Genomic DNA, 20,948 nt, shown 5'->3' on the forward strand with positions numbered 1-20,948 from the left:
GACCCGGCCGTCGTACCGGGGTCACTTGACCTGGTAGATCCAGATCAGCGCCGACGCGAGCTCGCCGTCCGCGTCCCACTTGTAGTGGCGGGCGAGGCCGTCACCGTCGTAGCTCTTGACGTAGTCGACGAGGCCGGCGCGGTCCTTCACGCCGGAGTCGATGCCCTTGAGCATGATCGTCGCGAGGTCGTACGCCTCGACGGAGTAGACGCCGGAGTCGATGTTGAACATCGCCTTGTAGTCCTTGGCGAACTGCTCCGGGGCCGGGCCGCACGGGCAGGACAGGTAGGCGTCCTTCGACGCGTTGCCGGCCTGCTTGACGAACTGCGGGTCGTTGGTGCCGTCGGCCGAGACGAAGGCCGCCGTCATGCCACCCTGGCGCAGCTGCGAGACGAACGGGGCCGCCTCCGCGTAGTAGCCCGCGTAGAACACGGCGTCGGGCGACTCGCCCTTGACGATCTGCACCGTCGCGGAGAAGTCCTTGTCACCCTGCTTGACCTTCGCGGCGCACGCGGAGTCCGCGGCGCTGCCGAGGCCGGCCGTGATCTGCTCGGCCAGGCCGACGCCGTAGTCGGAGTCGTCCTGCACGACGCAGACCTTCTTGAAGCCGGCGGTGCCGACCAGGTACTTCGCGACCGACGGGCCCTGGACCGCGTCGTTGGCGAGACCGCGGTAGAAGTTGGTCCAGCCGTTCTTGGTCAGGTCGGGGTTGGTGGCCGACGCCGTGAGCGAGAGCAGGTTGGCCTGGTGGAACACCGTGCCGACCGCCTTGGTCTCGCCCGAGAACGCGGGGCCGAGCAGGCCGATGACGCTGGCGTCGCCGACGATCGTCGGCGCGACCTGGGTGGCCTTCTGCGGGTCACCCTCGGTGTCGAAGTCCTTCACGGTGACCTGGCAGTCGGGGTTGGCCTTGTTGTGCTGGTCCACCGCGAGCTTGGCGCCGTTGAGGATGTTGATGCCGAGCGCGGCGTTGGGGCCCGTGAGCGCACCGGCCATGCCGATGGAGACCGGGTCGCACTTGGCCTTGCCGTCACCGGCGGGGTTGGCGGCGTTCGACGAGTCCGCCGCCGGCACCTCCTTGCCCTCGGAGTCGATCTGGACCACGGGCTGGATCGACAGGTCACCGGAGGCCGCAGCCGAGTCGGTACCGGACGGGCTGTTCGAGTCGCCGGCGTCCTTGGACGAGCAGCCGGCGAGGACGAGGCCGGCCACGAGGACCAGCGCCGTGCCCGCGAGGCGGGGGGTCGAGCTTCGCATGTACTTCCTCCGAGATGAGTCGGGGACCGCTTCCAACTGGGCTTCGCCCTTCGGACCTGTGCGTCCGGATGGCGTTCGGGTACGGCGGCGGTGCCGGAGAACGCAACCTAGAACGGCGGAGTTACCGTCGCGTTACCGCACCACTCGGGCATGTGACGAATCAACTCCCTGCAGGTCACGAAACGATCAAGGCTGGCGGTGCGCCTCTTTTGTACCGCCGTCCAGACCGTCGCGCACCTGCGGGGTGCCGCACCGTCGCGACCCGCAGAAGCTACTCGTCCGTATCGTTGGGCGGACGATACCGTCTCGCGGCTCTGATGCGCGCCATGCACTAGGTTGTCTCGCGTCGCGCCCGATATGCCCCTTCTGGAAGTGGCGGGTAGCGGCGGGTTGCCATCCGGACATGCGCGCAGGGGGACCACTATGCAGATCTTCAACTCATCGTCGCGCCGTCGCGCGGCGCTCAGTATCGGAACCACACTGGCGCTCGTGGCGTCGAGCTTCGGATGGGCCGGGGCGGCGCACGCCGACCCGGTGCGTACGTGCTCCTCGTCGCAGACGGGTTGGTGGTGGGAGACCTTCTCCACCAACAAGTCGAGGACACCGGTGCTGACGCACAACACGGGTCTGCATCTGGCGCCGGCCACGACCTACTCGAAGACGTTGTCCCTCGAGCACACCACGACGGTCAAGGCGTCCGTGTCGACGTCCGTGTCGGTGAGCGAGGATCTGGGCAACGCCGTCCTCGGCAAGGTCGAGAGCAAGTACAGCCTGACCCTTGCCGCAGACAAGGCGACGACCAAGAAGTCGGCCGAGTCCGTGAAGGTGTCGATCGCGAAGCGCCCCAAGGACGCGTACTACGCCGCCTACGACGGCGTCGTCCTGTACAAGGGAACGTGGGGCATGGACCGCTGCTCCGGAGGCGTGGTTCGCCACTTCTCCGGCAAGTGGCAGAGCTTCGTCAACGTCACCGCGAGCAACGCCGAGTGCAAGTACGACAAGAAGACGCGGAAGTCGGCGTACTCCAAGGGCTCGCTCGCGTACCTCGCGTGCGACGCGATCGGATGGGGGAACGACATCTGACTGGTCGCCGCCGACCTGTGCTACTGGGTCGGCGGCGTCAGAGCCCGAGGCGGATCCAGTCGTCGCCTCGGGCGCGCCACCCGGTCGTCGTCGCCCGCGCGGCCATGAACACGCCCGCGAACGCGACCCACAGCCACGCGAGCCCCGCAGCGCCGCTCGGTGCCCAGCCGTGCACGGCCAGCGCGGCGGGCACGAACGCGACGAAGGTCCCCACGCCGGCCCACGCGAGGAAGCGCCCGTCCCCGGCGCCGATCAGCACGCCGTCGAGCACGAACACCCAGCCGGCCATCGGCATCGTCACGGCGGCGACGACGAGCGCCGCGACAGCGGCCCGCCGCACGTCGTCGTCGGACGAGAACGCCCGCACGTACCACCACGACGCGCCGCCGACGACGAGCCCCAGCACCGCACCCGCGCCGACGCCCCACTGCAGCGTGCGCCTCAGCACCGCCCGGACCCGGGCCACGTCACCCGCGCCGAGGGCGTGCCCGACGAGCGCCTGCGCCGCGATCGCGAGCGCGTCGAGCGCGAACGCCGCAAGCCCCCACACGGCGCTGACCACCTGGTGCCCGGCGAGGCTCACCGCTCCGAGGCCGGTCGCGACCCACGCCGCCAGCAGGATCGCGGCGCGCAGGCTGAGCGTACGGACCAGCAGCGGCGTGCCCGCGCGCGCGTTCGACCAGATGCCGGCGGTCGCGGGCCGCAGGCTCACGCCGCGCTCGCGGGCTCCGCGCGCGACGACGGTCGCGAGGACGGCGCCCATCGCGAGCTGCGTCGCGGCCGTGCCGGCGCCCGAGCCGCCGATGCCGCGGTGCAGACCGAGCACGAGGGCGACGTTGAGCACCGCGTTGACCACGGCGCCGCTCGCGGCGACGCCCAGCGGCGTGCGCGTGTCCTGCAGGCCGCGCAGCGCTCCGGTCGCTGCGAGGACGACGAGCATGCCGGGCAGCCCGGGTGCGGACCAGTGCAGGTACGTGACCGCCTCGTCGGCCACCGCGCCGCGCGCGCCGAGCGCCTCGACGAGCGGCCGAGCGCCGGCCCAGGTCGCGGCGGCGAGGGCGAGGCCCAGACCGACCGCGAGCCACAGGCCGTCGACACCCATCTGCATCGCCCCGCGCTGGTCGCCCGCGCCGAGTCGTCGGGAGACCGCCGCCGTGGTGGCGTAGGCGAGGAACACGCACAGGCCGACGACCGTCACGAGCAGGGTCGACGCGAGCCCGAGCCCCGCGAGCGGGTCGGTCCCCAGGTGGCCGACGACGGCGGAGTCGACGAGCACGAAAAGCGGCTCGGCGACGAGCGCGCCGAGCGCCGGGACGGCGAGCGCGAGGATCTGCCGGTCGACGCTCACTCTCCCGTGGTCGTCCGGGTGTCCAACAGGTGAAATGGCGGTGATCTCTCAGGGGATCCACACCCGGTGCACGGTGAACGTGCGGGTGAGAGCGGTGCCGGACGGCTGGTTCACCCACAGTATCCACATCGCTGTCCACGACCTGTGGATCAAATCGGACACCGTCCACACTCCGCCCACACTTCTCTGGGGGCCCGTCCCCAGGCTCGGGCGGGCTGTCCCCAGGTTGTCCACAGACCGCGTCGGCGCTCGTCCGGGCGGCTTGTGAGGGGGCCGACGACGCGCCTACGGTCGCGTGCGCGGGGCTCGTCGTGTCAGACCCTGGTGCGAACATGCGTTCGCAGATCGTTCCTTCAGGGGGTGGCAGTGAGCATCGAGGAGATGTACGAGGCGCCGGTGGAGGCGTCGCGCGGCATGGACCGCACGCCGCCGCAGGACCTCGACGCAGAGCGGTCCGTGCTCGGCGGCATGATGATCTCGAAGGACGCCATCGCGGACGTCATCGAGCAGCTGCGCGGTACGGACTTCTACCGCCCGGCGCACGAGCTCATCTACGACTCGATCCTCGACCTGTACGGCCGCGGCGAGCCCGCGGACGCGATCACGGTGGCCGACGAGCTCACCAAGCGCGGCGAGATGGGCCGCATCGGCGGCGCCCCCTACCTGCACACGCTCATCGCGTCCGTGCCCACCGCGGCGAACGCGGGCTACTACGCGCGGATCGTGCGGGAGCGCTCGATCCTGCGGAAGCTGGTCGAGGCCGGCACGCGCATCGTGCAGCTCGGGTACGGGACCGACGGCGGCGACGTCGACGAGATCGTCAACAACGCGCAGGCCGAGGTCTACGCGGTCACCGAGCGGCGCGCGGCGGAGGACTACCTGCCGCTGTCGGAGATCATCGGCGGCACGGTCGACGAGATCGAGGCGGCCGGCCACCGCGGCGAGGGGATGATCGGGGTGCCGACCGGGTTCTCGGACCTGGACCGCCTGACCAACGGGCTGCACCCGGGGCAGATGATCGTGGTGGCGGCGCGGCCGGCCATCGGGAAGGCGCTCGCGCTCGACACCCCGCTGCCGACCCCGACGGGGTGGACGACGATGGGCGAGGTCGCCGTCGGCGACTGGCTCATCGCGGCCGACGGCACGCCCACGCGCGTCGTCGCGGCGACCGGGGAGATGACCGGACGGCCCTGCTACCGGGTCACGTTCGACGACGGGACGACGATCGTCGCCGACGCGCAGCACGAGTGGGAGACCCGCACTCGCGCGGACCGGCGCCGACCGCACGGGAGCACCCCGGGGATCTGGACCACCGAGGAGATCCACGCGACCGTCCGCTGTGCGACCGCCGACGCACGCGCGAACCACTCGGTCGAGACGGCACGGCCGCTCGACCTCCCGACCGCCGACCTCCTGGTCGACCCGTACGCCCTGGGCGTGTGGCTGGGCGACGGGCACTCCGCGTCGGCCCGCTTCACGAGCGCGGACCCGGAGATCGCGATGCGCATCGAGGGCCGGGGCATCGACGTCACCATGCGCGACGTCTTCCAGGGCGCAGCTCGGCTCTACACCATGACCTTGCCGGTCGAACCCATCGCGGCGCGTAGCTGCGAGGTGTGCGGGTCGACGTTCATCCCGGCGCGTTCCCAGGTGCGAACGTGTGGGCAGTCGTGCGGGGGACGCGTCGTCTCCGCTCCTGTGGCTGTTCCGACCTGCCCGGACTGCGGGGTCGAGACGTCGGGCTTGAGGCGCTGCCAGTCGTGTCACGACCGGTACGGCACGATCCAGGGCCGACTGCGGACGTTGGGCGTCCTCGAGGACAAGCACATCCCGGTGCAGTACCTGCGTGCGAGCGAGGCTCAGCGGCGCGACCTCCTCGCCGGGCTGCTCGACACGGACGGCACCGTGAACCCGACGGGCAGCGTGCAGATCTCGCTGACGTCCAAGCGGCTCGCGCAGGACGTGCGCGAGCTCGTCCACTCGCTCGGGTACCGGTCCGGGTGGTCGACGAAGTCGGTGGCCGGTCGTAGCGAGGCGTCGTCGACCGCGTTCACGCTGACGTTCACGACGGACGACGAGGTGTTCGCGCTCGAGCGCAAGAAGCTCGTGCACAAGGACCGACGCCGCCCCTCGACCCGCAGGCTGCGCGAGCGCTACATCGTCGCCGTCGAGCCGATCGAGTCGGTGCCCGTGCGATGCGTGCAGATCGACCACGACTCGCACCTGTACCTCGCGAGCCGGGCGATGGTGCCGACGCACAACTCGACGCTGGGCATCGACATCGTGCGGTCGGCCTCCATCAAGCACAACATGGCGTCCGTCGTCTTCTCTCTCGAGATGAGCCGCAACGAGATCACCATGCGTCTGCTCTCCGCCGAGGCGCGTGTGCACCTGCAGAAGATGCGCACCGGCCAGATGGGCGAGGACGACTGGGCGAAGGTCGCCTCCACGATGGGCAAGATCTCCGAGGCGCCGCTGTTCATCGACGACTCGCCGAACATGTCGCTGATGGAGATCCGCGCGAAGTGCCGTCGGCTCAAGCAACGCCACGACCTCAAGCTCGTGATCATCGACTACCTGCAGCTCATGTCGTCGGGTAAGCGCGTCGAGTCACGTCAGCAGGAGGTCTCCGAGTTCTCGCGAGCGCTCAAGCTGCTGGCGAAGGAGCTCGAGGTCCCGGTCATCGCGATCTCGCAGCTGAACCGTGGCCCGGAGCAGCGCACGGACAAGAAGCCGCAGATGAGCGACCTTCGCGAATCGGGGTGCCTGACCGAGGACACGCGGATCCTGCGTGCGGACACCGGCGCGGAGACGACGCTCGGCGAGCTGTACGCGCTGGGTGCGAAGGACGTACCGGTGTGGGCGCTCGACGAGCGGCTGCAGTACGTCCGCCGGCACCTCTCGCACGTGTTCCCGACCGGGACGCGACCCACGTACCGGCTGCGGCTGGCCTCCGGCAAGGAGGTCGTCGCGACGGCGAACCACCCGTTCCTGACGTACGAGGGATGGACCCCGCTGGGCGAGCTCGAGGTCGGTTCGAGGCTCGGCGTGCCCCGCCACGTCCCCGGTCCGGAGCGGCGGGTGGCGTGGGACGACCGGAAGGTCGTGATGCTCGCGAACCTCCTGGGCGACGGGTCCTCGGCGCAGATCGGGAAGGGCAAGCCGAAGCCGGTCGCGGAATGGCTCGACGACTTCGGGCTGTTCGGCGCACGCGGCGACGAGCGGTTTCTGCCGACGGCGGTATTCCACCTCCCGAAGGAACAGATCGCGCTGTTCGTCCATCACCTGTGGTCGACCAACGCATCGGTCACCGTCGAGCCGTCGGGCCGAGGGGGTCGGATTCGCTACACGTCGAGATCCCGCGCGTTGCTCGACGGACTGTCCCGCCTGCTGCTCCGCTTCGGCATCTCGACGGTCGTGCGCAGGTCGCACGAGGCCGCTGGCCACGACGGATGGATGCTCGACATCGACGGTGTCGACGACCAGCGACGCTTCCTTCAGGAGATCGGCGTCGCGGGCGCGACGGCGTCGCGCTTGCTGGAGATCGTGCGCGCCGCCAGCAGCAGCACCGCGTCGAACGCCGTGTCGCGCCCGGTGTGGGGCGAGGTCCGCGACGTGCTCGTCGGAGCCGGCGCAGCGTCCCAGCCGATCCCCGCCGGTGTGGTGCCGCAGGAGAACCCGAATGCACCGTCGCGGCAGCGTCTGGGTCGTATCGCCGAGGTCCTGGACAGCGAAGACCTCGAGATCATGGCGGTCAACGACCTGCTGTGGGACGAGGTCGTGGCGATCGAGCCCATGGGCGAGAGACCCGTCTACGACGCGACCGTCCTCGGCACCCACAACTTCATCGCCAACGGCATCGCGGTCCACAACAGCATCGAGCAGGACGCGGACATGGTGATCCTGCTGCACCGCGAGGACGCCTACGAGAAGGAGTCGCCGCGCGCCGGCGAGGCGGACCTGATCGTCGCCAAGCACCGTAACGGGCCTACGGACACGATCACGGTCGCCTTCCAGGGGCACTACTCGCGGTTCGTCGACATGCAGGCGTGACGGTTCTGCCGACATGTCGATGGACCACACCGATGCCGTGTTCTTCGAGGACGAGGCCGCGTTCGAGGCCTGGCTCGTCGATAACGCGGCGACCGCCGGGCACGTCTGGATCCGGATGGCCAAGAAGGGCACCGGCGTCGCGTCGATCAACTGGACGGGGGCCGTCGACGTCGCCCTCTGCTTCGGCTGGATCGACGGCATCTCGCGGCGCCTCGACGACGAGTGGTACGTGCAACGCTTCACCCCGCGGCGCCCGAGGAGCCTCTGGTCGAAGATCAACCGCGACCGCATCGAGCGACTCACCGCCGACGGCCGGATGCGCCCGCCCGGCCTGGCCGAGGTGGAGCGGGCGAAGACGGACGGCCGCTGGGACGCCGCGTACGACGGTCCAGCCAGCGCGACCGTGCCGGACGACCTCGCCGCCGCGCTGGCCGCACGCGGCCTCACCGAGGTCTTCGCCGCACTCGACGGCCGCAACCGCTTCGCATTCATCACGCGCGTCCAGACCGCGGTGCGTCCGGAGACCCGCGCGCGGCGGATCGAGCGGCTCACCGCCGGACTGGCCGAGGGCACGACCCCGTACCCGGTGACGACGAAGCGATCCGGTGTGTAGCCGCACGGCGCTCAGAGACGCGAGAGCCCGTGTCGCACCCTGACGGCTCGGTCGACGGCTAACCTCGCCGCTACGGTCACCGGTAGAGAGGGTCAGGCGTGGGCTGGCTGCGACGCAAGGGCAGGGCCGACGACGCCCCCGCCGCCTGGGCTGACGCCGTGCGGGAGGTGGCGCCAGCCTTCGGCGCCGCAGGCTGGGTCGACTGGGTGCTGACGGGTCAGGGTTCGCCCCCGCCGCAGGTCTCGACCCGGCTCTTCGGTCGCCGTGAGGTGGGGCGGCCGACGGCCCTGCGCACCCTCTACGCAGGGATCGGTGAGGTCGACGTCGACGTCGCGCGCCGCTGGGCGCGGGTGCTCGACGCGACCCGCCCGCCGTACGGCATCCTCGGCGAGCTCGACGGGCGCCGGTGGCACGAGGAGATGCTGGTGCACGCGGCCGAGGCGACCGTGCGGCCCGCGCCGCTGCCGATCACGTTCGACGACCTGCTCAGGATCGGGGCTGACGACGGGGTCAGCCCGGGCGACCTCGTCGGTTCCGTGCTCACGCTGCAGCCGTGGGCGCGACACATCGACCCGCTGCGCCGCGAGCTGGACCGCCTGCCGGGACTCGCAGAAGCCTTCGTCGAGGCGCGGGCCGAGGTCTCCGCGGCGATCGAGTCGGGGCGGCCCGAGAGCCGGGCGCTGGCGCTCACGCTCGCAGCGACCGTGCTCGACGACGGGCAGCTGGCCACGTTCGCAGACGAGATCGCGATCGCGGCGGTGGCCCGCAGCAGCCAGGTCAGTGCTGCCGCGGCCCCGCTGGTCGAACGGCTCGGGCGTGAGATCGTCGGACCGCTGCGCCGCGCCGCCGTCGAGCGCGCTCCCGCCGAGCGGTCGCGGGCGCTGACCCTCCTCCTGGACAGACCCGACGAGCGCGAGTGGGCGCTGGCTACGGCCGCCGACGACCGGTCCGCCTCCGTGCGCGCCGTGGGGGCGCAGGCCGCGATCTCGACGATCGCGCCGCCGGTGACCCTCGAGATCCCCGACAGCGTGCCCGTCGTGTGGGGGATGTCGGAGCGCGATGCGAGGGCCGTCGCCCAGACGGTCGTCGATCGCTTGACGCAGCGGATCGATGCGCACAACGCCGCCGCGCGGGCAAGGGAGGGGCGGCAAAGTTCGCACGGCTCCTCGACCCGCCCCTCGGTGCCGCCGGGTGCCGTCGGAGAGCTGACCAGGGCACTCACCTCGTCGGAACCGCCGCAGGTACGGCCGGAGCAGGCGTGGGTCGACCCCTACGAGGTCTCGAGCATCCTCGAGGAGCTCGCAGACGCGAACCGGATCGACGCACCCGCGGCGGTGGCCGTGCTCGCGGACCTAGGGATGCTCAGCCGACAGTCGGTCTACGCACTGGATCCCCTCCTGGAGGTCGCGGAGCGGCTGCACCAGGTCACGGCGGGCCCCGATCTGCGGACCGTGCAGGCCCTGCTCGACGGCATCGGGTTCGACGGGCGTTCGCTCGTGTGGTCGATGTACGCGCGCGCGTACGGACGGTCGCTGGGTCGCGCGTGGCGCGACGACGACGTGTGGCCCTTCGTCGCCACGCACCTCGACTGGCTGTTCGAGCAGCAGGCGAAGCAGGACAGCTGGGACTTCGACAAGCTCGCGCTCTACGAGGCGGTGGCGACGCTCCCGGTGCGACCGGACCGCTTGCGTGACCTGCTGTTCGCGGCGGCGCTCGGAGGCCGAAAGCTCGAGCGCGGCCGCGCCCAGGCGGTGCTTGCCGACGATCCTGAACGGTCGGCGCGCGCTGCGTCGGCGCTGCTCGACGGCAAGGCGGAGGTCCGCCTGGTCGCCGCCCAGTGGCTCGCGGTGATCGCCGACCCGCAGGCGCTTGCGGCGCTGCGCACGGCCTGGGCGAAGGAACGCCAGGACGTGGTGCGCGGGGCGTTGCTGGACGCACTCGTCGCGCTCGGCGAGCCGCCGGAGAGCTACCTCGACCCGGCGACCACCGAGGCACGAGCCCAGGCGTTCGTCGCGAAGGGCCTTCCTGCCGCGTTGGCGTGGTTCGACTGGGACACGCTGCCCGAGGTGAGGTGGGAGGCGTCAGGCGAGCAGGTCCCGCTCACCGTTCTCCAGTGGGTGTGCGGTACCGCGGTCAAGACGCGTTCTCCAGAACCGGACGCGATGCTCCGGCACCACGCAGCGCTGTTCGAGCGGGAAGGGCGTCGGCGACTGGCCGTGCACATCCTTGCGGCGTGGCTCGCCGAGGACGTGCGCCCGATCCCGGCCGACGAGGCCTACCGGCAGGCGTCGGACGCCGCGCGCGGCTCGTACGGCTGGTACACGCGCTCGCCCGAGAGCGCGTACTTCGGCATGACGGTCGAGCAGGTCGCCGAGGCGATCCTCCCGGCCTACCTTCGTCAGCCGGCGGGATCGGCGATCGCCAGCAAGGGCCTGCTCGCGGTCGTCGCCGCGTGCGGTGACCGCGACGTGGTCGCGCCTGCGGAGCGGTACCTCAAGGAGTGGTACGGGCAGCGGGCTGCCCAGGGCAAGGCCCTGCTCGGGATGCTCTCGTGGGTCGAGCACCCGGCTGCGACCCAGCTGGTCCTCGCTGTGGCGACCCGGTTCCGAACCAAGAGCTTCCAGGACGAGGCGCTGCGGCTGGCACAGGCGCTCGCCGACCGGCGCGGATGGACCATCGACGAGCTCGCCGACAGGACCATCCCGACCGCGGGGTTCGACGAGCTGGGCGCTATCGAGCTCTCCTACGGACCGCGGTCGTTCAGTGCCCGACTGATGCCCGACCTCTCCGTCCAGCTGCGCGACCCGGAGCAAGAGGTGATCAAGGCGCTCCCCGCGCCGCGTCAGTCGGACGACGCCGAGCAGGCGGCAGCGGCCAAGAAGCTGCTGGCGTCGGCTCGTCGTGACGTGAGGTCCATCGCGAACCTGCAGCAGCAGAGGCTGTACGAGGCCATGTGCACGGAACGATCGTGGTCCGTCGACGACTGGCAGACGTACCTGCTGGAGCACCCCGTGGTGGGGCCCTCGGTGCGGCGGCTCGTCTGGGTGTCCGGACCTGAGGGTGAGGAGGGCGGCGACGTGCGCGTCGTCTTCCGCCCCCTCGACGACGGCAGCCTGACGGATGTCGACGACGAGCCGGTCGAGCTGGACCAGGCGCACCGCGTCCGGCTCGGTCACGGCAGCCTGCTCGGGCCCGAGCTGGGCCGGCGCTGGGTCGAGCACCTCGCCGACTACGAGGTCGCGCCGTTGTTCCAGCAGCTCGGCCGCGACGTCCACCTCCTCGACGAGAAGGCGCGCACCCGCAGCGAGCTCACGGACTTCCGGGGTCACGTGCTCGAGGCCTTCGCGCTGCGCAACCGGGCCACGCGACTCGGGTGGACGCGCGGTGCGCCGGAGGACGGTGGTTGGTTCTGGACGTACGACAAGCGGTTCCCGACGCTCGGCCTGGTCGCCCGCATCCGGTTCACGGGCAACTCGCTGCCCGAGGAGAACCGGCTCGTCGCGCTCGAGACGCTGTCGTTCGTGCGACGCTCACCTGAGGGCGAGGCGGCGCTGACGCTCGCCGACGTGCCCGCCGTCCTGCTCTCCGAGACGTGGCACGACGTGCGGACGATCGCCGCGGAAGGCGCAGGATTCGATCCGGACTGGGAGGAGCGGACGAGACCGTGATGAGCCAGTGACGACGACAGCCGGGCACGAGGTCCTGCGCGAGCCCGCCGAGATCGCGTTCGCGGACGAGCTCGCCGCGCTCGCGAAGGGCTACCCCGGGGAGCGGCCCGTCGGGTGGCGGCTGACCCCGCGCGCCGTGCGTGCCTTCGTCGTCGGCGACGAGCGTCTCGGCGTACGCCGCAAGTTCTACGGCGACGACGCCCTCGTTGACCGCTGCGTCGTGACGCTCATGAGCAACCGCGGGCTCCTCCTCGTCGGTGAGCCCGGCACCGCCAAGTCGATGCTCTCGGAGCTGCTGGCGGCCGCGGTGTCGGGTGACTCGACGTGCACGGTCCAGGGCAGCTCCGGCACGACCCAGGACCAGATCACGTACTCGTGGAACTACGCGCTGCTGCTGGCCGAGGGCCCCACCCCGAAGGCGCTCGTCCGAGGTCCGCTCCATCGCGCGCTCGGTCATGGAGCCGTGTGCAGGTTCGAGGAGATCACGCGGGTCCAGCCGGAGATCCAGGACGTCCTGATCGGCGTGATGTCGGACAAGGTGCTGCACGTGCCGGAGCTGGACGGGCCGGATGCCATCGTGTTCGCCGGACGAGGCTTCAACGTCCTCGCGACCGCGAACCTCCGAGACCGCGGCGTGCACGAGATGTCGAGCGCCCTCAAGCGACGGTTCAACTACGAGACGGTGCGCCCGATCCGCGACCGCGCGCTGGAGAGCCGCCTCGTCGTCGAGCAGACCTCCGACCTGCTCGCCCGCGCAGAGGTGCGCACGCGGCTCGCGCCGGACGTGGTCGACCTGCTCGTCACCGCGTTCCACGACCTGCGCGACGGCATGACGGCGGACGGCGTCGTGGTCGAGCGGCCGACAGCCGTGATGAGCTCGGCGGAGGCGGTCGCCGTGGGTTACGCGGCCGCGCTCGACGCGCACTACTTCGGGAACGGCACGGCCGGCGGGCAGCACATCGCCCGGCAGCTCATCGGGACGGTCCTCAAGGACAACCCCGAGGACGGGGCCAAGCTGCGGCACTACTTCGACGTGGTCGTGCGGCCGCGGGCCAAGCGTGACGCGCGATGGAAGGCCGTGCTCGAGACAAGAGCCGAGCTCGACCGTTGAGCTCGGCGGCCCTGCCCACGGGCGCCCGGGTGCGCGTGGTCGCGGCGCGACTGCTGACCGACGAGCTCGTCGTGATACCCGTCCGCCACCACAGCCCCGCGTGCGCGGCCGCCGTGCAGACCGCGATCCGGGAGGTCCGACCGTCTCGCGTGCTCGTCGAGGGCCCGCGCAGCTTCGACGCGTTCATCGACCTGCTGTGCCATCCCGAGGCCGAGCTGCCGCTCGCGGTCTACGCGTGGGCGCGGCCAGCCGGCAGACCGTCCGCCGGCGCGGAGCGCCATGGGGGGTACTACCCCTTCTGCGACTACTCGCCGGAGCTGGTCGCGATCCGCGAGGCCCGGGCCGAGGGGATCCCGGTGGCGTTCTGCGACCTGGAGGTGGCCGAGCAGGCGGCTGTCGCGACGAGCAGCGTGCTGCCGGGCGACGGCTCGCTCCTCGTGGAGGACGAGTACGCGCACAGCCGGGCGCTCGCGGCGCTGGCCGCGCGGCTCGGATGCCGTGACCACGAAGACCTGTGGGAGCTGCTGTTCGAGGCGCCTGCCGCCGACCTCGAGGAGCACGTCGCACGGGTGGTCGCGTACTGCCTGCTGGCGCGCGACGACCTGTCGGACGCCGATCTGGCCGCGGACGGTACGCAGCAGCGCGAGGCCGAGATGGCGTGGCACGTCCGTGCCGCGCTCGATCAGCGCCGATCGGGTGACGGTCCGGTGCTCGTCGTCCTCGGCGGCCTGCACGCGGTGGTCCTGCCCGACCTGGTCGACGATCCGCCGTCGCGCCCGCAGCCGGCGGTCGGCCCGACGGAACAGGGTGCCGCCCTCGTCCGGTACGCGTTCGAGCAGCTCGACCGGCTCAACGGTTACGCGAGCGGGATGACGTCGCCAGGCTGGCACCAACGCATCTGGGACGAGCGTCGGGCCGGGGCCGCGCCGGACGTCGCCCGCGGGCGCGCCACGCTGACGACGCTGCTCGATCTCGCCGACGTGCTGCGAGCCGGCCGGGGCACGCCGGTGTCGACCCCGACGCTCGCCGCGGCGCAGCGTCACACGCTCCTGCTCGCGGAGCTGCGGCAGCGGCCAGGCCCGCTCCGGTCCGACGTGCTCGACGCCGTGACCAGCTGCTTCGTCCAGGGCGACGTCGACACCGAAGGTCGGGCCGTGCTGGGCGCGGCGGCGGAGGTCCTCACGGGTCGCCGCATCGGCCGCGTCCCGCCGGGCGCCGGGACGCCGCCCCTCGTCCGCGACGCACTCGACCGGCTGCGCGAGCACCGCCTCGACACGGACGGTGTCGAGGCTCGGACCACCGCCCTCGACCTGTACCGCAACCCCGCCCACCGCCGCACGAGCCGGGTGCTGCACGGGCTCCGGCTGCTGGGCGTGCCGTTCGCGACGCACGTCGCCGGGCCCGACTTCGTCCGTGGGCGGGGCCTCGCGCGGTTGCAGGAGAAGTGGTCGTTGCTCTGGACGCCGGCGACCGAAGGGCGGCTCGTCGAGGTCTCGCTGCTCGGCTCCACGTTGCCCGAGGCGGTCAGGGCGCGGTTCGACGAGCTGCTCGCGGCCTCGACCGCGGACGGGCGGGTGCCCGAGAGCACGCAGGCAGCATCGTTGCTGGCGCAGGCCGCCGTCGTCGGCCTGCACGAGCAGGTCGGGGGCGTCCGGCAGCTCGTTGCGACGGCGCTGGGGGCTGAACCGTCGTTCGTGCGCGTGGTCGAGGCCGTGGGCACGCTGGCGCTGCTCGCCGAAGGCCGGGAGCCGCTCGAGCTGAGCGGGCCCGACGACCTGGGTGAGCTGATCGCTGCGGGCTACGCGCGGGCGCTCCACCTGGCGCGGCAGTTGCGGGGCGACGAGGAGCCGCCCGACCTCGTCGCGACCGCCCTGGCGCGGCTGCGTGAGCTGCTCGCCTCGTCGTCGGGATCCGGCCTGGACGGCGAGCTGTACTGGGCGACCGTCGACGAGCTGCGCCGGGAGCATGGGCGCGCGATCGTCAGGGGGGCGGCTGTGGGACTCGCCTCGGCCGCCGAACGACGCGACGCGGACGGCGTCGCGCGCGACGTCGCGGGGCACCTGTCCGGGTCGCTCCCCGTGCCCGAGGCGGTGGGGTTCGTCCGAGGGCTGCTCGGCACCGCGCGGGAGACGGCCTGGCACTCCACCGCGCTCGTCGAGGCGCTCGACGCGCGGCTCGCGGCCTGGGACGAGGCGACCTTCCTGGCCGCGCTCCCCGAGCTGCGGCTCGCGTTCGCCGCGCTCACGCCACGGGAGACGGATCGGGTCGCGGCCAACGTGGCGGCGGCGACCGGGGCGCCGGCGCCGGCCGTCGTCGTTCGACATGACGTGGACGCCGAGACGTTGCAGGCTCGCGCCGAGCTCTCGGTGGCGATCGCCGCCGCGCTGGGACGGGACGGCCTGGGTGGCTGGGTGCGCGAGGTGTCGTCGTGACGACGACCGACCGCTGGCGACTCGTGCTGGGCCGCTACGCGAGCGACCGGCTGCCGCCGCCGGGCGACGGTGCCGGGCTGCGCCGCGAGAGCGCGCTCGAGTACATGTACGGCCGCGAGTACCAGGGTCGGGACGGACGCGAGGACGACGACTCGCCACCCGCCGGGTCGCTGGCGGGGTCCGCGCCGTCCGTCGTCGACTGGCTGGGCGAGGTCCGGGAGCTGTTCCCGCGCGATGCGGTCGAGACCATCGAGCGGCACGCCCTCGACCGGTACGGGCTGACCGAGCTGGTCTCGGACCCGGACGTGCTCGCCCGCGTCGAGCCGAGCCAGGAGCTGCTCGCGACGCTCCTGTCGCTCAAGGGGCACCTCGACGAACGGGTGATCGGCGAGGTGCGTCGCATCGTGCGTGTCGTCGTGGACGAGCTGCGCGAACGGCTCGAGACCGAGGTCAGCCAGGCGCTCTCGGGTCGGCTCAGCCAGCACAGGCACGCGCCTGTCCCGTCGGCCGGAAGCTTCGATCCCCGGGCGACCGTCCGGGCCAATCTCCGGCACTGGGACGCCTCCACGGGGCGCCTCGTCGTCGAGCGGCCGCTGTTCCTCGAGCGCAACGTGCGGCGCGTGCCGTGGGAGGTGGTCCTGCTCGTCGACCAGAGCGGGTCGATGGTGAGCTCGGTGATCCACAGCGCCGTGATGGCAGGGATCCTGTCGGGGCTGCCGTCCTACCGGTTGCGTCTCGCGGTGTTCGACACGTCCGTCGTCGACCTCACGGACGTGGCGGGCGACCCGGTCGAGCTGCTCATGTCGGTACAGCTGGGCGGCGGGACGGACATCGCGCAGGCGGTCACGTACGCCGGCTCGATCGTCGAGAACCCGAGCCGCGCGGTGGTGGTCCTCGTCTCGGATCTCTGCGAGGGCGGCCCTCCGTCCGCGCTCGTCGCCGCGGTGCGTCGGCTCGTCGAGGCGCAGGTGACGACGATCGGGCTGGCGTCGCTGGACGGCTCCGCCCATCCCTTCTACGACCGCCGGATGGCCGAGCGCCTGGTCGACGTGGGGATGCCGGTCGCCGCGCTCACACCGGGCCGCCTCGCGGCCTGGCTCGCCGAGGTGACCGCTCGATGAGCAGGCCCGGCGTGACGGATGCCGAGCGGGAGCTGGCGACCGTGCTCTCGCGCTACGACGATGCGGCGTGGGAGTCACTGGCGAACCGTGGCCTGCTCCGTCGGGCGCGCAAGGACCTCGAGTCGGTGCGGCCGCACCTGCTCCCGGGGCGCGACGGCGAGGTCCAGGTCGAGGTCGGCGACGCCGTCGTCCGGTTCGTCGGGCCCGGTCCCGCGTCGGCCGTGTGCTCCTGCCCGAGCCCCACGGTGTGCCGGCACGTCGTCGCCGCCGGCCTCTGGTTCGCCGGTCGGCCGGACGAGGCAGCAGCGACCGGGGTCGACGAGCCCGCCGACCTGCACGACGAGCTCATGGCTCTCGATGCGGCCGCTCTGATCGCGCATGCCGGCATCTCCGGGTACCGGTGGGCGCACCACGCTCTCGACGACGCCGATGTACCGCCCGACGTCTCGCGAGGCGTCTACCTCGCCGTCCGGTTCGGCATGCCGGCGGTCGAGGTCCGGTACCTCGGAGGCGGCCTGCCCGGTCTGCTGGTCGACGCGCCGGTCCGTGACATCGAGCGCTACCGCGTGGCCGCGGTGCTGGCGTGGCAGCGGGCGCACGGTCGCGTGCTCCCGCCTCCGCCGGGACCCGTGCGGGCGCCGAACGAGGCGGAGCAGTCGATGACGGCCTCCCGCGGACGGCTTCGTGGCACGGTGATCGAGCTGCTGCAGGACCTCGTCGAGATCGGCGTCTCGCACCCGTCGCCGGCGCTCCAGGACAGGCTCGTCACGGCGGCGGTCTGGGCGCAGGGCGTCGAGTACCACCGTCTCGCGAGAGGGCTGCGCCGTCTCGCCGACGAGGTCGACCTGCTCGTCGTCCGCTCGTCGGCGGCCGACGACCTGCGGCTGCTCGACGAGCTGGCGCAGGTGCACGCGCTCGCCACGGCACTCGACGTCGCGGCCCGCGCCGGGACTGCACCACCGGCTCTGGTCGGCCGAGCGCGAGCGGACTTCGACGACGTCCGCAGGCTCGAGCTCGTCGGCCTCGGCTGTCTCCCGTGGCGCAGCGGCAGCGGCTACCACGGCCTCACGTGCGTCTTCTGGAGCCCGACGGCCGGCCGGATGCTCACGTGGACAGACGCCCGACCCTCAGACGTGGCCGGGTTCGACCCGCTCGCTCGCCCGTCACAGCCGGGGCCGTGGCCCGGTGTGGTCTCGCCCGCGCACACGGTCGGCACGCACCTGCTGCTCACGGGAGCGAGGGTGAGCGCCGGCGGACGCATCTCCGGTTCGGGCGTCACGTCAGCCCTCGTCGACGTGATGACGGCCGACGACATGATCGGTGTCGTCCCCGTGGTCGATCGCTGGTCGGACCTCGCTCCGAGCCGCCCCGCCGGGCTCCTCGACCCGGCCGAGGGATCGTCCGCGTGGACCGTGCTCCGCCCGACGACCGTGTCGCGTCCGGTGTGGGACGCGAGCTCCCAGCTGCTCCGGTGGGAGCTGGTCGACGCCGTGGGCGACCGCGTGCTCGTCCAGCTGCCGTGGTCGCGAGCGAACGCCACGGCGATCGGGCGGCTGGAGTCGCTCGGAGAGCTCCCGTCGGGGACATGCGTCGTGGCCCGCGTGCGCCGGGCGCACGGGGAGGTCGTCGCCGAGCCGTTGAGCCTCGTCCGCCTCGGAGACGACGGTCCTGGCCCGATCGACGCCCTGCACCTCGGGAGCGCAGGAGCCTCGACGCTCGTCGGTGCGATGCTCGCCGCTGCGGTCCCCGACCGCCTCGACGACCCGGACGCGGCGTCTGCGGTGCCGGCAGCGGTCGGAGCGCTGCGGACGCTGGTCGAGCGCCTTGCGCAGCGCGGCACCGCGGGCGCCGACGCGCGAACGCTCCGGACGCGTGTGGCCGACGCTCACACCGCGTTGCGTGACGTCGGCTTCACGCTCTTCGTCGCGCCGGATCCGAGCACGCCGCCGGCCGACCAGCTGCTGCGCTCTCTCTACCTCGTGCAGCAGGTCGAGCGGGCGCTGCGATGAGCACCGCTTCCGGCGGGCGAGACCGTAGCCGACGTCGTGCGAGACTTCTCGCGCGAGAGGACGCGCGCAGTTTCCGTGCCGCGGGCAGCCGCTGCAACGGCGGCGGACGCGATGCACGGGCCGGGCTGACCCCATCCCGTCAACGGTCGACGACGACGACGAAGGAGACGACGATGACCGACCTCACCGAGGCCGTACGGACCCAGCTCGAGGCGGCCCGTGCGTCGGCGCACGGGCGCGACGCGCAGCTCGTCGCGCACGACGGCGTGCTCCGGCAGACGGTCCTCGCACTGACCGCGGGGTCGGAGCTGGGCGAGCACAACTCCCCGCACGCCGCGAGCCTGCAGGTGCTCACGGGACGCGTGCGGGTGACGGGGCTCGACGAGTCCGAGGTCGCCGCGGGCCACCTCGTCGTGCTCACGCACGAGCGGCACGCGGTGCTCGCGCTCGAGGACTCGGTGTTCCTGCTGACGACCGTCACGAGCTTGGACGCGGACCAGCGCACGGACGGCTGACCCGGACGGCGCCACAGGTGGCCGTCGCGAACCGGTTGCTGCCACCCTGGGGCTCGTGACCGAGCTCCTCGTCGTCGCCGTGGGCGCGCTCGTCGTGATCGCGTCCGCGACGCTCGCAGCGCCGCGGCTCGGCGTCGCCGCGCCCCTCGTCCTCGTCGCCGTCGGCCTCGCCGCGAGCTTCGTGCCCGCGCTCGGCTCGGTCGACATCGAGCCCGAGTGGATCCTCGAGGGTGTGCTGCCGCCGCTGCTGTACTCGTCGGCCGTGTCCATGCCGACGATGAACTTCCGCCGCGAGTTCGGCGCGATCTCCGGGCTGTCCGTCCTCCTGGTGATCGCGAGCGCGCTCCTTCTCGGCCTGTTCTTCTCCGCCGTGATCCCCGGGCTCGGCTTCGCGTGGGGCGTCGCGCTGGGCGCGATCGTGAGCCCGACGGACGCGGTCGCGACGTCGATCATCAAGGAGATGCCTGTCTCGAAACGGGTCGTCGCGATGCTCGACGGCGAGAGCCTGCTCAACGACCCGACGGCGCTCGTGCTGCTGCGCACGGCGATCGCCGCCACCGCGGTCTCGTTCGCGTTCTGGCACGCCGTGGGCACGTTCGTCTACTCGGTCGTCGTCGCGGTCGTCATCGGGTGGGTCGTCGGGCGGCTGAACCTGGTGGTGCGCAGGCAGATGAAGGACCCGACGGTCAACACCGTCATCTCGTTCACCGTGCCCTTCGTGGCTGCCGTCCCGGCTGAGCTGCTGCACGCGTCGGGGCTGGTCGCGGCGGTCATCGCCGGCATCGTCACCGGGATCCGCGGGCCCCGGATGCTCTCGCCGCAGCATCGCCTCTCGGACTCGCAGAACTGGCGCACGGTCGAGCTGGTCCTCGAGGGCGCGGTCTTCCTCACGATGGGCCTGCAGCTCACGACGATCGTCAGCAACGTGCAGGAGGACCACGCCGGTGTCGGGCCCGCGGTGCTCGTCGCCGTCGGGGCGCTCGTCCTCACCGTCCTCGTGCGGGCCGCGTACATCGCTCCGCTGCTCGGCGTGCTGCACGCTCGCTCACGCCAGTTCGAGGGGATGCAGGGCCGGCTCGCGGACCTGCAGGAGAAGATGACGTCCCCCGAGGGGAAGCAGGAGGCGTTCGAGGAGCTGAACGCCCGCGGACGGCGCAAGGTGTCCGAGCGCCAGCTGGACCGCTTCGCGGTGCGGGTGACCCGGGGGCTCGCGGACATCGAGTACTTCCGTCACGAGCCTCTCGGGTGGCGTGAGGGAGCGATCGTCGTGTGGGCCGGCATGCGCGGTGCGGTCACGGTCGCGGCGGCCCAGACGCTGCCCGAGAACACCCCGCAGCGGTCGGTGCTCGTGCTCGTCGCGTTCGCCGTCGCGACGCTGTCGCTCCTGGTCCAGGGCGGCACGATCGGCACGGTCGTTCGCCGGCTGTCGCCGCCGGTCGACGACGAGGCCGTCGCCGAGCAGAACCGGGCCGAGCAGACGCGCATCTTCGAGCTCATGCGGACCGCGTCGGCGTCCGTGCCCGAGCCGCCCGGTGCGGAGGGGGACCCCACGCCCGAGGGGTTCGCCGTCGCGCGCCGGTACCGGCTCGACACGCTGCGGGCCCAGCGTGCCGCGCTCCTCGACGCGCGTGACGACGGCACGTTCGACGCGGACGTCCTCGAGGACGCGCTCGCGAACCTCGACGCCTCCGAGATCGCGATCGAGCTGCGGGGCAAGATGACGGCGTGAGCGCGCAGG

The 20,948-nt window shown here is 72.2% G+C and carries 12 protein-coding genes; 10 read left to right on the forward strand and 2 right to left on the reverse strand.

Annotation, left to right across the window (positions count from 1 at the left end):
* Positions 1 to 21: 21 nt before the first annotated feature.
* A complete protein-coding gene (locus AW16_RS0104665; RefSeq protein WP_029288509.1) occupies positions 22 to 1,257 on the reverse strand; it encodes a branched-chain amino acid ABC transporter substrate-binding protein in 1,236 nt (411 codons plus the stop codon).
* 489 nt (positions 1,258 to 1,746) lie between these two features.
* On the opposite strand from AW16_RS0104665, the gene AW16_RS0104670 reads away from it, so the two are divergent.
* The gene (locus AW16_RS0104670; protein ID WP_034648126.1) at positions 1,747 to 2,340 is read left to right on the forward strand and encodes a hypothetical protein; all 594 of its coding nucleotides are present in this window, start codon (positions 1,747 to 1,749) and stop codon (positions 2,338 to 2,340) included.
* Between the two features lie 37 nt (positions 2,341 to 2,377).
* Here AW16_RS0104670 and AW16_RS0104675 read toward each other — a convergent pair whose 3' ends face one another.
* Positions 2,378 to 3,688, reverse strand: a complete 1,311-nt coding sequence (locus tag AW16_RS0104675) for an MATE family efflux transporter (protein ID WP_029288513.1) — start codon at positions 3,686 to 3,688, stop codon at positions 2,378 to 2,380.
* A gap of 381 nt (positions 3,689 to 4,069) precedes the next feature.
* Between AW16_RS0104675 and dnaB the strand changes: the two genes are divergently transcribed.
* From dnaB to AW16_RS0104725, 9 genes are all read left to right on the forward strand, one after another.
* Positions 4,070 to 7,741, forward strand: a complete 3,672-nt coding sequence (gene dnaB / locus AW16_RS0104685) for a replicative DNA helicase (protein WP_081861462.1) — start codon at positions 4,070 to 4,072, stop codon at positions 7,739 to 7,741.
* 13 nt (positions 7,742 to 7,754) lie between these two features.
* The gene (locus tag AW16_RS0104690; protein ID WP_029288517.1) at positions 7,755 to 8,354 is read left to right on the forward strand and encodes a YdeI family protein; all 600 of its coding nucleotides are present in this window, start codon (positions 7,755 to 7,757) and stop codon (positions 8,352 to 8,354) included.
* Between the two features lie 98 nt (positions 8,355 to 8,452).
* Positions 8,453 to 12,022, forward strand: a complete 3,570-nt coding sequence (locus AW16_RS17530; RefSeq protein WP_156044048.1) for a DUF4132 domain-containing protein — start codon at positions 8,453 to 8,455, stop codon at positions 12,020 to 12,022.
* A 7-nt stretch (positions 12,023 to 12,029) separates the two neighbouring features.
* Positions 12,030 to 13,133: an AAA family ATPase gene (locus AW16_RS0104700; protein WP_029288521.1), complete on the forward strand. Its 1,104-nt coding sequence runs from the start codon at positions 12,030 to 12,032 to the stop codon at positions 13,131 to 13,133.
* Complete coding sequence (locus AW16_RS0104705; protein WP_156044049.1) at positions 13,130 to 15,565, forward strand: DUF5682 family protein; 2,436 nt, start codon at positions 13,130 to 13,132, stop codon at positions 15,563 to 15,565. Before AW16_RS0104700 ends, AW16_RS0104705 begins: the two co-directional genes overlap by 4 nt.
* Positions 15,562 to 16,686 (forward strand): VWA domain-containing protein, encoded by a 1,125-nt coding sequence (locus AW16_RS0104710; protein WP_029288524.1) that lies wholly within the window; start codon positions 15,562 to 15,564, stop codon positions 16,684 to 16,686. Before AW16_RS0104705 ends, AW16_RS0104710 begins: the two co-directional genes overlap by 4 nt.
* Positions 16,683 to 18,695, forward strand: coding sequence for a hypothetical protein (locus AW16_RS16850; protein WP_156044050.1), 2,013 nt, complete (start codon positions 16,683 to 16,685; stop codon positions 18,693 to 18,695). The genes AW16_RS0104710 and AW16_RS16850 overlap by 4 nt, the downstream gene beginning before the upstream one ends.
* 173 nt (positions 18,696 to 18,868) lie before the next feature.
* Positions 18,869 to 19,210 (forward strand): cupin, encoded by a 342-nt coding sequence (locus AW16_RS0104720; protein WP_029288526.1) that lies wholly within the window; start codon positions 18,869 to 18,871, stop codon positions 19,208 to 19,210.
* Between the two features lie 55 nt (positions 19,211 to 19,265).
* Positions 19,266 to 20,939, forward strand: coding sequence for a sodium:proton antiporter (locus AW16_RS0104725; protein ID WP_029288528.1), 1,674 nt, complete (start codon positions 19,266 to 19,268; stop codon positions 20,937 to 20,939).
* Positions 20,940 to 20,948: the final 9 nt, after the last annotated feature.

Origin of the sequence: Cellulomonas sp. HZM (assembly GCF_000708885.1) — a bacterium.
Taxonomy (GTDB): domain Bacteria; phylum Actinomycetota; class Actinomycetes; order Actinomycetales; family Cellulomonadaceae; genus Cellulomonas.

Bases quoted from the DNA above. Each gene is read 5' to 3' on its own strand.
- AW16_RS0104690 (WP_029288517.1), top strand. From the start codon at position 7,755: ATGTCGATGGACCACACCGATGCCGTGTTCTTCGAGGACGAGGCCGCG.
- AW16_RS16850 (WP_156044050.1), top strand. From the start codon at position 16,683: ATGAGCAGGCCCGGCGTGACGGATGCCGAGCGGGAGCTGGCGACCGTG.
- dnaB (WP_081861462.1), top strand. From the start codon at position 4,070: ATGTACGAGGCGCCGGTGGAGGCGTCGCGCGGCATGGACCGCACGCCG.
- AW16_RS0104665 (WP_029288509.1), bottom strand. From the start codon at position 1,257: ATGCGAAGCTCGACCCCCCGCCTCGCGGGCACGGCGCTGGTCCTCGTG.
- AW16_RS0104720 (WP_029288526.1), top strand. From the start codon at position 18,869: ATGACCGACCTCACCGAGGCCGTACGGACCCAGCTCGAGGCGGCCCGT.